This window comes from Pedococcus sp. P3_C7 (assembly GCF_056402615.1).
This window is the reverse complement of sequence record NZ_JBFUHC010000010.1, coordinates 184,277-198,030: the sequence shown is the minus strand read 5'-3', so window position 1 is coordinate 198,030 and position 13,754 is coordinate 184,277. Positions and strand designations below refer to the sequence as shown.

The following is a 13,754-nucleotide window of genomic DNA, read 5'->3' as shown; positions in this document are numbered from 1 at the left end:
ACCGTGACCGGACGCATCACGCGCCGCGGCATCACGACGATCGCTGGGATCGCTGCGGCAGGACTTGTCGCAGCAGCAACCGCCCCCATGGCGGGCGCAGACCCCGGAGACCGCGTAGCCGGAAATGACAAGACCCCCACGGCCCAAACGGCCCAGGGCAAGATCAAGAAGCCGAAGGCGAACGACAAGCTCGGTCAGCACGACCGCGAGCTGCTCACCCGGGCCCAGGACAAGGGCACCCCGCGGGTGACCATCATGGTCGCCACCGGCAAGGGGCAGGCCACCGCAACCGCCAAGAGCATCAAGGCCGCCGGCGGCTGGGTCGCCAAGGTCAGCGACAAGTACGGCTACGTGAGCGCCAGCGTGCCGACCGGCAAGGTCGACGCGCTGGCCAAGTCCTCGTCCGTCCTCGCGGTCGACCTCAACGAGTCGATCCCGCTCCCCAAGCCCGAGGCGGAGCAGCCCGCCGGGGCAGCCCTGGCCGCGCCGCAGCCGGCACCTGGTGCGGGCACGCCGAACGACAACCCCTACATGCCGACCCGCGACATCGGCTCGATCGCCTTCAAGAACGCCCACACCACGTGGGACGGGCGGGGCATCACGATCGGTGTCATCGACTCGGGCGTCGACCTGGACCACCCGGCCCTGCAGACCACCAGCACCGGCGAGCGCAAGATCGTCGACTGGGTGACGGGCACCGACCCGCTGATCGAGAGCGACGGGTCCTGGCGCGCCATGCTCACGAGCGTGACCGGTCCCAGCTTCACCGTGGCCGGCGTCGCCGGCACGTGGACCTCGCCCGAGGGCACCTACAAGTTCCAGCGCGTGGCGGAGAGCATCTCGGCCAACGACGAGGCGGCCGGTGACTTCAACCGCGACGGTGACAAGACCGACCGCTGGGGCATCCTGTACAACGAGACCACCCACGACATCTGGGTCGACGCCAACCAGGACCAGACGTTCTCCGCCGCCGAGAAGATGCGGCCCTACAAGGAGCACTTCGACGTCGGCCACTTCGGCACGGACAACCCGGCCACGGCGATCGCCGAGTCGATGCCCTTCACCGTCGAGTACCGCGAGGACGTCGACCTTGCCCCCGCGGGCCTGCCCGGCCAGAAGGCCGACTTCGTCAACATCGGCGTCGTGGAGGCCGCCCACGGCACCCACGTCGCCGGCATCGCAGCCGGGCACAGCCTTTTCGGCGGAGCGATGGACGGTCAGGCGCCCGGCGCCAAGATCGTCTCGACCCGCGCCTGCTCGTGGGGCGGTGGCTGCACCGCCGTCGCGCTGACCGACGGCATGGTCGACCTCGCCGAGAAGCGCGGCGTCGACGTGATCAACATGTCGATCGGTGGCCTGCCTGCCCTCAACGACGGCAACAACGCCCGGGCCCGGCTCTACGACGCCATCATCGACGGCGGCGTCCAGCTGGTCATCTCGGCCGGCAACAGCGGCCCCGGCATCAACTCGATCGGTGACCCGTCGGTCGCCACGAAGGTCATCAGCGTCGCCTCCTCGGTGACGAAGGAGACCTGGCTGTCCAACTACGGCGCGGAGGTCTCGTCGGCCTTGGCACTGCACAACTACTCCTCGCGCGGCCCTCGTGAGGATGGTGGCTTCAAGCCCAACGTCATGGCCCCCGGGTCGGCGGTCTCCTCGATCCCGACCTGGCAGCCTGGTGGCGCCGTCCCCGAGACCGGCTACTCGCTGCCTCCGGGCTACGCGCACTTCAACGGCACGTCGATGGCTTCGCCGCAGACTGCCGGCGGCGTGGCACTGCTCCTGTCGGCTGCCAAGGCCACTGGTGTGGACGTGACCACCCGACAGCTGCGCGACTCGCTCTACAGCTCGGCCGACTACGCCACGAACGTCGAGGCCATCGGGCAGGGCGCGGGTCAGGTGGACGTCCCCGGAGCCTGGGAGCTGCTCAAGACCAAGCCGTCCGCGCAGGACATCACCACGACGGCCCCGGTCTGCACGCCGCTCTCGGACCTCCTCGCGACGCCCAAAGAGGGTCCGGGTGTCTTCAACCGCTGCGACGCAGCGCACGGCGGCCAGGTATCCGGCGAGACCAAGACCTACATCGTCAAGGCGACGCGCACGAGCGGAACCGGTGGCCGGGTGGCGCACAACCTGCGCCTCGTCGGCAACGACGGCACGTTCTCGCTGCCGACCACCAGCCGTCCGATGCCCAAGGGTGAGTCGGTCGACATCCCGGTGAAGGCCCGCACGAGCACCCCGGGTACGCACTCGGCGATCCTGGAGATCGACGACCCGGCGACCAAGGTCGTCGACCAGCGCGTGCTGCTCACCGTGGTCCTCTCGCAGGACCTGGCGGCACCGTCCTACGCGAAGTCCACGTCCGACTCCGTCGAGCGCAACCTCACCAAGAAGGTCTTCGTGACGGTCCCGCAGGGCGCCAAGGCCCTGCAGGTCAACCTGAGCGGTGTGCAGGCAGGTGGCCAGGTTCGCTGGATCGCCTTCAACCCGTATGGCGTTCCGGTCGAGTCGACGTCGTCGCTGGTGTGCTTCACCAACTTCAGCGACCCGTCGTGCAACAGCACCTCACGGAGCTATGCCAACCCGCTTCCCGGCATCTGGGAGCTGGAGGTCGAGGCCCGGCGCACCACGCCGACCCTCGCCAACCCGTTCACCATCGCCGCCGCGGTCCAGGGTGTGGTCGTCGACCCGGCGTCCCAGACCCTCGCCTCGGTGACGGCGGGCCAGCCGGCTCCCGTGTCGTGGACGGTGACGAACCAGTTCGGCCAGGTCAGTGCCACGCCTCAGGGTGGGGTCCTCGGCAGCGCGGTCTCCGGCCGCAACACGATCGCCAACCACGAGGTGAAGGAGTTCCAGGTCGTCGTGCCCGCGGGCGCCACTCGCCTCACGGCAACGATCGGGCGGCCGTCCGACCAGGGCGCCGACCTCGACCTGTTCGTCCTGCGCGGCGGCGCGATCGTCGCCCAGCAGGCCGACGGCGACTCCGAGGAGTCGGTGACCATCACCAACCCGGTGGCGGCCACCTACACCGTGCGGGTCGACGGTTACGCCGTGCCGAGCGGCAGCACCCAGTACGACTACCTCGACGTGTTCTTCAGCCCGGCGCTGGGTTCGTTGACGGTCCCCGCGACCGCCCTCGACCTCGCCCCCGCTGCCTCGGCGCCGGTCTCGGGCCAGCACCCCCCAGCCATCGTGGCTGCGGGGTCCAGTGCTTTCTCGCCGGTATGCCGCGTGCCCGAGCACCCGGCCCACGGAAAGTCAGCGCTCCAGCACCTCGTCCACCCAGAGCGGCCGGCCCTGTTGGCAGGTGGTCGCCATCCCGTTCACCGCGGTGCCCCGCAGGGTGACCGTGTCACCGGCCGCCAGCCCCGCCGTGTGACCCACCAGGAGCCACAAGCCTTCGCCCTCGCCCAACAGCAGGCAGCCGGCCCCCACCCCCTCGACCACCGTGCCGGCGACCGTGATCACTCGCCCCCGGCCCGCGGGAGAGGTGACAGTGAGGTCCTCGGTGAAAGAGGACGGCGAGGACGAGGCCGACGACGCTGAGGACGACGACGCTGGGGTGGTCGACGCTGGGGTGGTCGACGCTGGGGTGGTCGACACTGGGGTGGTCGACACTGGGGTGGTCGAAGTCGGGCCCAGCGCAGGGGTGTCCCCGGCCGCGCTGCAGCCCGTGACCGCCAGCAGCAGGCACCCCGAGATGACCATCCGCATCCTCACGCTCCCATCATCCCCCGTGCAGGACTCCCGTCACTCAGTGGCTGCGCAGGGCGTTGACCAGCTCGGCCTTCGACATGGAGGACCGACCGTCGATACCGATCTCCCTCGCACGCTTCATCAGCTGGTCCTTGGTCCAGTCGTCGTAGTCACCACTCTTCCCGCCCTTCTTCCCGACCGCGGAGCGGGACGAGTTGGCAGCGGCGTTGGAGATGCGGGCGGCCTTCTCCTTGCTGGCACCGTCGTCGCGCAGTGCTTCGTACATCTCCGGGTCCTTCACGGACGGCCCTGGCTTGCGTTGCGGCATGACAACCTCCTGATCCGTCGAGGCGCCGGTCGGGGACTCCGACCGGGCGACTTCCACGCTCAGCCTCGTGCCCACCGACCGCCACCCCAAACCCCTCCTGGGCCGGATCGGGTGACGAGCTTTGCTGTGGTGGTGGTTTGGACCGGCACCTGTGAGGTACATGTGGACCATGACCGAGGACACTCTCAACCGTGGGCGCCACGAGACCCCAGAGGAGAGGCTCGACCGCAACTGGGACGAGCTGCTCCAGGAGCTGCGCGTCGTGCAGACCGGTGTGCAGATCTTGGCGGGCTTCCTGCTGACCCTGCCGTTCCAGCAGCGGTTCACCGAGATCGAGGACGTCGACCGGACGGTCTACCTCGTCGCGTTCTGCCTCACGGTGGTGGCCACGGCGTTCCTCGTCGCTCCGGTTGCCTCCCACCGCCTGTTGTTCCGCAGGCGTGAGAAGGCCACCCTCGTCGCCATCGCCCACGTCTGCGCGCGCATCGGCCTGGTCGCCCTCGCCCTCGCGGTCAGCACCGTGGCCTTCGTCATCTTCGACGTCGTCACCGGCACGGGCGGGGCGGTCACCGCCGCGACTGCCATCCTCCTGCTCTTCCTCGTGAACTGGCTGGTGCTGCCCCTGGGGCTGCTGCGCCGCGACCAGGCCTCCGGGCGACGGGCCTCCGCGGGTGACCACACCTGAGGTGCGCGAGGATGAGGGTATGCCGGACATCGCACCTTCCCCGGGCGGCGTGCGCATCCAGCGCGTCGTCACCGCAGGCACCTTCGACCGACCCGAGGGCGCGCTCACCCTCGAGAACAACACGTGGGTCATCGGCGACGACTCGGAGTGCCTGGTCATCGACGCCGGCCACGACGGCCGCGCCATCGTGAAGTCGATCCCGCGCGAGCAGCGGGTTCAGGGCGTCCTCGTCACCCACGGTCACTTCGACCACCTCGATGCGGTCGGTGAGGTCTGCGACGGCACCCGCGCCCCGGCATACCTGCATCCACGGGACCGGTTCCTGTGGGACGAGCTCTATCCGGTGACGCCGGACCGCGAGCTGGCCGACGGCCAGGCGCTGACGGTCGGCGACGTGGAGCTGCACGTCCTCCACACGCCGGGCCACACGCCCGGGTCGTGCTGCTTCCACGCACCCTCGCTCGGGGTCGTCTTCACCGGCGACACCCTGTTCCCGGGCGGGCCCGGCGCGACGCGGCACGACTACAGCGACTTCGCCACGATCATCGAGTCGGTGCGCAGGCTGTTCAGCCTGCCCGAGGACACCGTGGTCCTTCCCGGGCACGGGGACTCGACCGTCATCGGCAGGGAGCTACCCCACCTGCAGGAGTGGGTCGAACGAGGCTGGTGAGGTCAGGTGAAGAGCAGCACGCCGGCGATGACGAGCAGGACCGCAGCCGCGTAGACGAGCAGGACTGCGACGGCGATGGCAGCGGCGCTGTGGCTGAGCCACCACTTGGTCTCGTGGTGGGGGACGTGCAGGTGGGCGAGTGCTGTGCGCATGGGCGCACCCCCTCGGGGTTGGGAACCGGCCTGCTTCGAGAGTAGGACGCCCACCCGATATGTCCAGTCAGCCACGCCGCCCACCGGGTGGCTGCGGGCCTCAGCCCCGGTAGTTCTCCACCGTGCCGGCGTCTCGCACCTCGGCGCTGGCCGGGTCGTCCCCGAACTCGCGCTTGGCCCGTCGCTGACGAAGCAGGTCCCAGCACTGGTCCAGCTCGACCTCGATGGTGCGAAGCCGCTGGTTCTCCTCCTCGACGCTGATCTCGCCGGCGCCCAGGCTGCTCCGGAGCCCGTGCTCCTCGTCGATGAGTCCCCTGATGTGCTGCTGGATGTCGATGTCGTCGGCCACCCGCTCACTATGGCACCGCCCACTGTCGGTGGCGAGGACGCGCTGGTTTCATTGACGCGTGGCACCGCTGGGCGTGCCGAGCCGGGATCCGCTGGCCTGCATCGTGGTCAGGGGCGGGGACGTCGACGCCCTGGCCACCGCCGCCCGCCGGCTGGACGCCTCTTGGCAGGGACCCGCCCTCGTCCTCGCCCGCCTCTGCCAGCCGACCCCCGTGAGTGCCGTCGCGGTCCACGCGGTGGTCGACCTGCTGCACGATCGGGGATGCGCGCCGGTGACGGTCGGCACCAGCCTGCATGCCTACGACCGCGACCGCGGGCACCACTCGGTGGCCGACCTCGCGCGCCGGGCCGGCCTGCAGGGCCGCACGTCGCGGGGCCGGTCCTATGACGTGGTCGACCTCGGCGCAGCGCTCGTCGAGGCGCCGGTGCCCGACACGAGTGTGCTGGCCGGTCACCAGGTCTCGCGCCTGTGGGCCGAGGCCGGTGCGCGGGTGGTGCTCGCCCGGGCCGTCACCGACCTCGTGCACGGGTATGCCGCGTGCCTGGCCACGCTGCTGGGTGCGGCACCGGAGGTCGCCGGCGCAGATCCCGGCGACGTCGCGGCCGACCTGCTCGCGCACCTACCCCCCACCCTCGCGGTCGTGGATGCCCTGTCCGCCAGCGTGGGACCGGACGGCGCCCGACTCCCGCGGGTCATCGACAGCAACGTGATCGTGATCGCGACCGACGTGCTCGCCGCCGACAGCGCGTGTGCCGCCCTGCTCGGGCTGGACCGCTCCGCGTCAGGCCTGATGGAGAGGTCGATCCTGGCCCATGGCGCCCCGGCGGGCCGCACCGAGGGGCTGCTGGCGCCCCTCGCCGGTGCGCACACGACGCACCCCCTCGCCCGCGCCGCCGCGCGATCGGTCGCTGCCGAGCCGCGACTGGCGCGAGTGCTGAGCGCGGCCACCGGCGGTCCGGACGAGGGGGCGCGACCTCCCGATCCGGTGCTCTCCACCGTGCGAGCCGTGCTGACCCCGCTCGTGGGCGCGGCGGACGACACCGTGGGACACCTGCCCCTCACGACGATCCTCGGTGGCGTCGCCACCCTGCGACAGGGGACGCTCGCCTGGGCGACCGGCGCGGACAAGGCGACCGTCGACCGCCGGGAGGTGCCGCTGGGCTTCGACCTCGCGGCATACGAGGAGGCGGACTTCGACGGACTCCCGGCCTTGGTCGCACCGTTCGAGGCCCTGCTCGACGGCGTGCCGGACAACGCCGACGGGATGCGCTGGCGGCTCGTGGACGGCGCCACGGTCTTCGAGGTGGGGCGCGACATCCGGGCCGACTTCGACGAGTTCGTCGCCCGCGTGGACGTGGCGGCCGGGATCAGCCTGATGGCCGACTACCTGGGTGGCCGACGGGTCGTCCTGTCGAGTCCGGCCGGCGGATCGGAGAAGGCCGCCGTGGCTCGCACCAGACAGGCCGAGCGCAACCTCTACCTTCCCCAGCCCAACTACCTTGCCGCCTGGGGCGGCGAACCGATCGACGTCTGCAAGATCGAGCTCGTCGAACGAAGCGCCGACTGGCACCGGCTCACGTGGCGAACTGTCAAGAGCCCCAACGGTTCTGCCGAGTTCGACGACGGCAGCCTGACGTTCAGCCGCACCACGTCAGGCACGCACGCTGTCGTGCGTGGCCGACAGCTGTTCGCCCTCCCCAACGCTTGGGCCGGGGTGGACCTGGCGGCACTGCCAGAGCTGCGCAACCCACTCCTCGAGGAGGCCTACCGGAGGTTCTTCACCACGACGTTCGACAACCTCGAGGCATGCTTCGAGGGACGCGAGTTCCGCATCGGGCGCCCAGCGATGGACCCCACCGAGCCGTTGCTCACGCAGTCCCTCGACCTGCTGCTCGGCGCCGTCAGCCAGTGGCTGGGAGACACGACCGACCGTGGAGATCCCGCGACTGCGGCCGGGCGCAGCGGACCGGGCACGGGCGGGTCAGCCGTCGACGACGTGGACTCCCAAGGCTTCCGGCACGTCAGGGGGCACCGGTGAAGGTCGCGATCACGGGCGCCACGGGCATGGTCGGCGGACAGGTGGCGAGCGCCGCGCTCGCGGCCGGTCACGAGGTCCTGGCCGTCACCAGGCCCGACCCCGAGCGGCGCGAGGCGACCCTCCGGATCGGCGGACACCCGGTGTCGAGGGCCGCGGCGGCCCTCACGGACAGCGCATCCCTCACCCGAGCGCTGCGCGGCTGCGACGGCCTGGTCCACTGCGCCGCTGTCTACGCCTTCGGGGCGGCGCGCGCGGGCGAGGTCGAGCAGGTGAACACCGAGGGCACCAGCGCCGTCCTGCATGCAGCCGCCGCGGCGGGAGTCTCCCGCGTCGTCGTGACCACTTCGTCGGTCACGTGCGGTTCGAGCCTGCTCCCTCGGGCGAGGTCGGAACACGACCACCTCGGCACCGAGCCGGCACCCGCCTACTACGCCAGCAAGGTCGCCCAGGAGGAGGTGGCGCTGGAGACCGGGCAACGCCTCGGCCTACCGGTGGTGCTGGCCCTGCCGACCGTCGTGCTCGGCGGGCCGTTCACCCGCCTGGCACCCAGCAATGCCATCGTGCTGCGCTACCTCCTCGACCCCACCCGCAGCACCTTCGCGGGTGGCTGCAACGTGGTCGACGCGCGCGACGTCGGCGCCGGACACGTCGCGCTGCTCGAGCGCGGCGTCGCCGGCGAGCGCTACCTCCTCGGCGGCGAGGACCTCGGCTGGCGGATGCTGCACGCGCTCGTCTCCGACCTGGCGGGGCTGCCCGGACCGTTCGCCGAGATGCCCGCCGGGAGCGCGTGGGCCCTGTCCGCCGCCGCCGAGTGGTGGGCCGGGCTGCGCGACGAGACCCCGCTGACCACGCGCGAGGAGGCCTCCACGGTCGGCCGGTTCTACTGGTACACCTCGGCCAAGGCGCAGGACCTCGGGTATGCCGCGCGACCGGCTCGCGCCGCCGTCGCCGCCTCCTTGGCGTGGTTGGCCGTCAGCCCCGACCTGCCGAGGTGGGCGCGAGAGGGCCTGCGGCTGCACCCGGAGGTGCGCGCCGCCCGAGAGCTGGTGGCGGCCCCCCTGGCGGGTACGAGCGACCTCAGTCCGCGACCTCGACGGTCACCTCCAGCGTGGCCTCGTCGCCGCCGCTGACCTCCACCCGCCCGACGTACTGCTCACCCGGCTGGACCACGTCCTCGTCGAGGTTTGCCTCGATCCGCACCTGGTACTCACCGCCGGCAGGGATCGTGACCCGGTCGGGGTCGACGGTCAGGGTCACCGCCACCACGGTGCCGGTGGCGTCACGCAGCTCGCTCGGCTCTAGCTCGACTCGACGCGCGCGCGGGTGGCGGTTCACGACCGTGACCGAGGACTGCGCGGTCTGCCCGACTGCGGCCCGCAGGAGCACCCGCGCCCGCCGCACCCCGTCGTCCTCGTCGTGCGGGGGTGCCGGCGGGGCTGCGCCGTTGCGGGTCTCCGCGGCCCCTCGGCGCGTCCGGGAGCCAGCACCGGCCGTCGTGGCGTCGCTGATGATCCGGGCCGCGCTCCGAGTGCCCAGCGCCATCAGGTCACTCGCGTAGTCGAAGCCGAGCGCGCCGGCCTCCCGCCAGTAGCGCGCACCCTCGCGACTCACGGCGTCGAGGTAGGCCCGGCTCGTCGACGACCGGTCCACGTCGCCGGACAGGGTGGCCCGCCCCAGCTCGAGGGACTGCTTGGCGAGGGCCGCCTGGGCCTGAAGGGCTTGTCGGGCGAGCTCGGTGATGCGCGCCAGGGTCTCGTCCGCAGCGGCGGTGTTCTTCGAGTCGGTCATCTCGGTCCTCCTGTCAGCAGCAGCATCCGCAGTCACACCCGACCTCGACGGCGTCGCAGTCCGCGGGGAGCACCACGACGGCCACGCGCTGCGACCGGGCGCACCCCTCGAAGCGGACGTCCGCGTAGGCGCTGGCGCACGAGTCCACGTCGGTCGCCCGTCTCGTCCTCGCGACCGTGACGTCACCGGCGACATCGAGCGTGGCTGTCGCGCCCCTGCCCTCCTTGGTGTCCTTGGTGTTCGACGAGCCGTCGTCGGCTGGGCCACGGGTCGAGAGGAGCAACCGGACGACCCGGTCCTCACACGGCCCCAGGACGAGCTTCTTCTCCTCCAGCTCGGCGCGGATCTGGAGGTCGTCGCCCGAGCAGCGGTGCCATGGCCCGATCTCCAGGGACACCTCGCGCTCCCGGCGCCACGGATTGTGCAGCCGGAAGGGCACCACCCGCACCTCACCAGCCCTGGCATGCACGACGACATCGGCCTCCGGTACGCAGCAGTCGCACGCGTCGCCGCACCCACAACTGTCGTGACACCCACAGTCCTTCGCGCCGCAGTCCCTCTCGCCGTGGTGGTGACCCTCGTGCTGGTGACCGCGTGCGCCGCCGGGAGCACCCGGCATACCCAGGCCGGCGGCGGCCACCACCGGCGACCAGGCCTGTGACCACTGGTCCCAGGCCGCGGTCGACTGGTCCATCCACTGCTGCACGGCGCCGGCGAACCCGTCGCGGAGGGTGGTGAGGTACTCGGGTGCGGTCGTGCTCATGCTGATCACTCCGATGGGTCGCGGGGCAGGATGATGACGTCGAGATCGGCTGTGCCGACAGGGATCCGTGCGGTATGCCGCCTGGTCGGGTCGAGCTCCTCAGGCACCGTGAGGTGGCCCTCGAGGACGGTCGTGCTACCGGGTGCCAAGGTCGCCGCAGCAGTCAGCGTCAGGGTGACGTCTGGACCGGCGTCGGGGTCCGGGCTGCCGTCGTCGGTGTGAGCGCGCACGACCGAGGCAAGGGGGATGGTGATGTTGCCGTCGTTGGTGACGGTCAGGGTGAGCGCGTTCGCTCCCACCTCGGCGAGGACGCGGCGCGGCGAGACGTGCATCGAGAGGTCGGCCTCGACCCGGAGCACCGCTTCCCGGCGGATGCCCCCGACCTCGACCTCCGCGGCGTACTCGCCCGGTGGGGTGTCCGGATCGAGCCGGAACGACACCGGCAGGTCGGCCGTGGCGCCGGGCGCGATGACCGCGGCGCCAGACCCGGTCAGGGCCGCTCGACCAGTGCGGTGCAGGGTCAGTCCCCGGACGGCGACCCGTTGGTCGACGGCGTTCTCGACCGAGACCGTGGCGCGCACCAGGCTCGGCGGCCCGGTCAGGACGATGGTGTCCACGGCTGGCTTCTTCGCGGGAGCGCGCGTCGCGCCCGCGGCCGCCTTGGTCCCGGCGGCCGCCTTGGTCGCGGCGGTGGTCGCCTTGGTCGCGGCGGTGGTCGCCTTGGTCGCGGCGGTGGCCTTTGTCGGCTTGCGTCGGGCGGTCGTCATGGAGGGCTCACAGGTCGATCACGACGGGACCGTGGTGCTCGGGCCGGATGTGCGTCGTGGTGCTGCCGCGCACCGTGATCGCGAAGAGCTCCAGTCCGAGCACCGTCCAGCCCCAGGTCTGTTCGTACGGCATGCAGACCTCGGTCGCCGGCGGGGGACCCAGCTCGAGCCGGACGCAGGTGTCCACCGCCACGGGCTTGAGGTCGACCGAGGACGTGGAGTCCACGCTCGAGGTGGTGTTGACGGTCGACGTCGTCGTGACGGGTTCGAGCGTGACGGGTTGGAGGGTGATCGTCGAGTCGGTGTGGACGGTGTTCTCGCCGTTGTTCGTGTTGGTGGTGCCCCCGGCGAGGGTGAGGTTCATCTTGTCCAGCCCGGTCAGGGTCGAGGTCACGTCCGCGGTGACGTCGGAGCTGAACGTGTTCCCGCCGAAGACGGTGGTGTCGATCGAGTAGTCGGCCATCAGAGTGCTCCTGCGGGACGGTGTGCATCGGACGAGGGGGCGTCGGGACTGACGAGGTAGGAGTGGTGGAAGCCCAACCGGGGGTCGCCCCAGGCCCCCAACCGCGAGTCGAACTCCTGGAGCTCGGGCATGACGATCCGGTCGCGGACCTCCAGGGACGGGTAGTCGTAGACGGTGATGTGGTTCTGCCCGCGGTTCGCGGTGAACAGCAGGGTCTGGTCGGCCGAGAGCTGGCAGGCGTAGATCCCGTCGACCAGGGCGCCACGGCTGACTCGCAACGACTCGGCATACAGCTGGGAGTTGCTGAAGAAGTTGCCCCGCATGACCGACTCGGCCAAGGTCGTGGCCGACTGGCGGGTGAGCGCGAGGCTCTCCAACGCCCCCGGGTGCTCGTCGATGAGCCGGTGCTGGCTCAGCGTGAGCAGGTCGACGAAGACCACGGTGTGGCTGCCGCCGGTGCAGAAGATGAGCTCGGAGTCGGAGATCGTCACGTCGGAGTTGATGTGGGCCGGCAGGTCGCGGTCGGCCGCCCAGTGGCGCACGATGCGGCCGTCCTCGGCGTCGATCTCGAAGGCGTACTGCCGGAGCCAGGCCATCCCCCAGTGCTCCCAGTCGGAGCGGTCAGCAGCATTGACCCTGAAGGAGATTGCGTAGAAGACGTCGAGGACCGGGTGGCAGACCACGTGCCAGCAGGTCGTGGGCAGCACGATCCGGCGAACCTCCCCCGTGACCGTGTCGAGGATGCCGACCTCCTTGGCCTCACCCCGGGTCGGGTGGTCCATCCCGCCGTAGATGATGTACCGACCGGAGGCGGTCCGTTTCATGGCGTGGGGGATCTTCAGCCCGTGCGGCGCGATCTGCTCGGCCTTGGTCAGCCGGTTCACGTCGAGCTTCCAGAGGTGCTCGCCGATCGAGGTGACGAACTGGGTGTCGTCCAGCCAGACGACGTGGGTGCTGCCCTTGATGGTGGTGTCGGGGACCTCGAAGCGCAGGGTCGAGACCCGGTCGGCCTCCTCCAGCGTCGCGAGGTCGTAGAAGAGCAGGTGCTGGCCGGTGTTGCCCAGGAAGCCGATCCGCCTGCTCGGGTCCACGCTGGGCGCGTGACCGCCCGAGGCGCCTGCGAAGTAGGTGACCTTGTAGGCATGGTCCCCGGTCACCGGGTCGTAGTGGAACAGGCACACGCCAGCCCTGCCCTCGAGACCGTTCAGTCCGTTGCCGTCGAGGGCGACGTGAAACGCGTATGGGTAGGTCCGCACAGGCAGCCCCGGCCTACTCGAGTACCCGACGGACCCCGGCGGACCGCCGCTTTCACCGTACTCGGGGTCCAACGGCCTCGAAAGGGCCCAAGGGCCACCCAGTGAGACCAACCGGGTCCACCCACACCAGGATGCCCGTAATGTCGGAATGACCGGTGCGGTGGCCGGAACCGGGACACGGCCGAAGGTAAAGACTTCGTCAACTACGTCATGGTGCGTAACCCCTGTGACCGCCAGGGCGATGACCACCGTGGAACCCCGTCCCCGCGAGTTAGGACCGTCATGCCCCGCTCTCTCCCCGTTCGTCGCAAGGTCCTCGGCGCCGGCGCCGCCGCAGCGGTCCTCGGAGCCATCGGATTCAGTGCCGCGCAGGCCGCAACCGCGCCGGTCTCCCACCCCCGACCCGCCGTCTCCGCGACCACGAGCGCGGACGAGAGCGAGAGCCCCGAGCCCACCGAGTCCGACACCACCGAGTCCGACAGCGAGTCCGAGCCCACCGAGTCCGAGACGTCGGAGACCTCGGAGGCATCGGAGACCTCCGAAGCCACACACGCCGAGCCCTCGACCCACTCGCACACCACCACGGCGACCCACACCGAGTCCGGCGACGACCAGGGTGAGGATGCCGACGACCAGGGCGAGGACGGTGACGACCAGGGTGAGGACGACGACCAGGACGAGCACGAGTCGTCCAGCTCGACCAGCACCCACGGCGACGACCACGGGGACGACCAGGGCGATGGCGGTGACGACGACCACGACGGCGGCGACAACGGCTCCGACGACTGACCGGCGGTTC

The 13,754-nt window shown here is 70.9% G+C and carries 14 protein-coding genes; 6 read left to right on the top strand and 8 right to left on the bottom strand.

Annotated features, from left to right (window positions below; genetic code table 11):
• Window positions 1-3: 3 nt before the first annotated feature.
• A complete protein-coding gene (locus tag AC1DS4_RS15125) occupies window positions 4-3,546 on the top strand; it encodes a S8 family serine peptidase (protein WP_477646065.1) in 3,543 nt (1,180 codons plus the stop codon).
• Window positions 3,547-3,754: 208 nt separating this feature from the next.
• Here the strand turns inward: AC1DS4_RS15125 and AC1DS4_RS15120 are convergent, their stop codons facing one another.
• On the bottom strand, window positions 3,755-4,024 hold the full coding sequence (locus tag AC1DS4_RS15120; RefSeq protein WP_477614551.1) for a DUF7218 family protein: 270 nt from the start codon (window positions 4,022-4,024) through the stop codon (window positions 3,755-3,757).
• 169 nt (window positions 4,025-4,193) lie between these two features.
• Between AC1DS4_RS15120 and AC1DS4_RS15115 the strand changes: the two genes are divergently transcribed.
• The gene (locus AC1DS4_RS15115) at window positions 4,194-4,709 is read left to right on the top strand and encodes a DUF6328 family protein (RefSeq protein WP_477614550.1); all 516 of its coding nucleotides are present in this window, start codon (window positions 4,194-4,196) and stop codon (window positions 4,707-4,709) included.
• A gap of 19 nt (window positions 4,710-4,728) precedes the next feature.
• Window positions 4,729-5,379 carry an MBL fold metallo-hydrolase gene (locus tag AC1DS4_RS15110; RefSeq protein WP_477633129.1) on the top strand — a complete coding sequence of 217 codons (651 nt, stop codon included), beginning with the start codon at window positions 4,729-4,731 and terminating at the stop codon, window positions 5,377-5,379.
• Between the two features lie 2 nt (window positions 5,380-5,381).
• Here the strand turns inward: AC1DS4_RS15110 and AC1DS4_RS15105 are convergent, their stop codons facing one another.
• Together AC1DS4_RS15105 and AC1DS4_RS15100 are read right to left on the bottom strand one after the other, a co-directional pair.
• A complete protein-coding gene (locus AC1DS4_RS15105) occupies window positions 5,382-5,531 on the bottom strand; it encodes a hypothetical protein (RefSeq protein ID WP_477614548.1) in 150 nt (49 codons plus the stop codon).
• 100 nt (window positions 5,532-5,631) lie between these two features.
• A complete protein-coding gene (locus AC1DS4_RS15100; protein WP_477614547.1) occupies window positions 5,632-5,880 on the bottom strand; it encodes a DUF2630 family protein in 249 nt (82 codons plus the stop codon).
• Between the two features lie 58 nt (window positions 5,881-5,938).
• Between AC1DS4_RS15100 and AC1DS4_RS15095 the strand changes: the two genes are divergently transcribed.
• The gene (locus tag AC1DS4_RS15095) at window positions 5,939-7,918 is read left to right on the top strand and encodes a DUF362 domain-containing protein (RefSeq protein WP_477633128.1); all 1,980 of its coding nucleotides are present in this window, start codon (window positions 5,939-5,941) and stop codon (window positions 7,916-7,918) included.
• Window positions 7,915-9,048 carry an NAD-dependent epimerase/dehydratase family protein gene (locus AC1DS4_RS15090; RefSeq protein ID WP_477633127.1) on the top strand — a complete coding sequence of 378 codons (1,134 nt, stop codon included), beginning with the start codon at window positions 7,915-7,917 and terminating at the stop codon, window positions 9,046-9,048. Before AC1DS4_RS15095 ends, AC1DS4_RS15090 begins: the two co-directional genes overlap by 4 nt.
• Here AC1DS4_RS15090 and AC1DS4_RS15085 read toward each other — a convergent pair.
• Genes AC1DS4_RS15085 through AC1DS4_RS15065 form a run of 5 tightly spaced genes read right to left on the bottom strand, consistent with a single transcriptional unit; the run spans window position 8,996 to window position 12,955 of the window.
• Window positions 8,996-9,706 (bottom strand): hypothetical protein, encoded by a 711-nt coding sequence (locus AC1DS4_RS15085; protein ID WP_477633126.1) that lies wholly within the window; start codon window positions 9,704-9,706, stop codon window positions 8,996-8,998. The two genes, AC1DS4_RS15090 and AC1DS4_RS15085, sit on opposite strands and share 53 nt — an antisense overlap.
• 13 nt (window positions 9,707-9,719) lie before the next feature.
• The gene (locus AC1DS4_RS15080) at window positions 9,720-10,469 is read right to left on the bottom strand and encodes a hypothetical protein (protein ID WP_477633125.1); all 750 of its coding nucleotides are present in this window, start codon (window positions 10,467-10,469) and stop codon (window positions 9,720-9,722) included.
• A gap of 5 nt (window positions 10,470-10,474) precedes the next feature.
• Window positions 10,475-11,236 (bottom strand): hypothetical protein, encoded by a 762-nt coding sequence (locus tag AC1DS4_RS15075; protein ID WP_477633124.1) that lies wholly within the window; start codon window positions 11,234-11,236, stop codon window positions 10,475-10,477.
• A 7-nt stretch (window positions 11,237-11,243) separates the two neighbouring features.
• Window positions 11,244-11,699, bottom strand: coding sequence for a hypothetical protein (locus AC1DS4_RS15070; RefSeq protein ID WP_477614541.1), 456 nt, complete (start codon window positions 11,697-11,699; stop codon window positions 11,244-11,246).
• On the bottom strand, window positions 11,699-12,955 hold the full coding sequence (locus AC1DS4_RS15065) for a hypothetical protein (protein WP_477633123.1): 1,257 nt from the start codon (window positions 12,953-12,955) through the stop codon (window positions 11,699-11,701). The genes AC1DS4_RS15070 and AC1DS4_RS15065 overlap by 1 nt, the downstream gene beginning before the upstream one ends.
• A 282-nt stretch (window positions 12,956-13,237) precedes the next feature.
• Between AC1DS4_RS15065 and AC1DS4_RS15060 the strand changes: the two genes are divergently transcribed.
• Window positions 13,238-13,744 (top strand): hypothetical protein, encoded by a 507-nt coding sequence (locus AC1DS4_RS15060; RefSeq protein ID WP_477633122.1) that lies wholly within the window; start codon window positions 13,238-13,240, stop codon window positions 13,742-13,744.
• Window positions 13,745-13,754 lie beyond the last annotated feature (10 nt).

Coding starts and splice junctions, on each gene's coding strand:
- AC1DS4_RS15110 (WP_477633129.1), top strand. CDS start 4,729: ATGCCGGACATCGCACCTTCCCCGGGCGGCGTGCGCATCCAGCGCGTC.
- AC1DS4_RS15115 (WP_477614550.1), top strand. CDS start 4,194: ATGACCGAGGACACTCTCAACCGTGGGCGCCACGAGACCCCAGAGGAG.
- AC1DS4_RS15080 (WP_477633125.1), bottom strand. CDS start 10,469: ATGAGCACGACCGCACCCGAGTACCTCACCACCCTCCGCGACGGGTTC.
- AC1DS4_RS15105 (WP_477614548.1), bottom strand. CDS start 5,531: ATGCGCACAGCACTCGCCCACCTGCACGTCCCCCACCACGAGACCAAG.
- AC1DS4_RS15120 (WP_477614551.1), bottom strand. CDS start 4,024: ATGCCGCAACGCAAGCCAGGGCCGTCCGTGAAGGACCCGGAGATGTAC.
- AC1DS4_RS15075 (WP_477633124.1), bottom strand. CDS start 11,236: ATGACGACCGCCCGACGCAAGCCGACAAAGGCCACCGCCGCGACCAAG.
- AC1DS4_RS15085 (WP_477633126.1), bottom strand. CDS start 9,706: ATGACCGACTCGAAGAACACCGCCGCTGCGGACGAGACCCTGGCGCGC.
- AC1DS4_RS15070 (WP_477614541.1), bottom strand. CDS start 11,699: ATGGCCGACTACTCGATCGACACCACCGTCTTCGGCGGGAACACGTTC.
- AC1DS4_RS15060 (WP_477633122.1), top strand. CDS start 13,238: ATGCCCCGCTCTCTCCCCGTTCGTCGCAAGGTCCTCGGCGCCGGCGCC.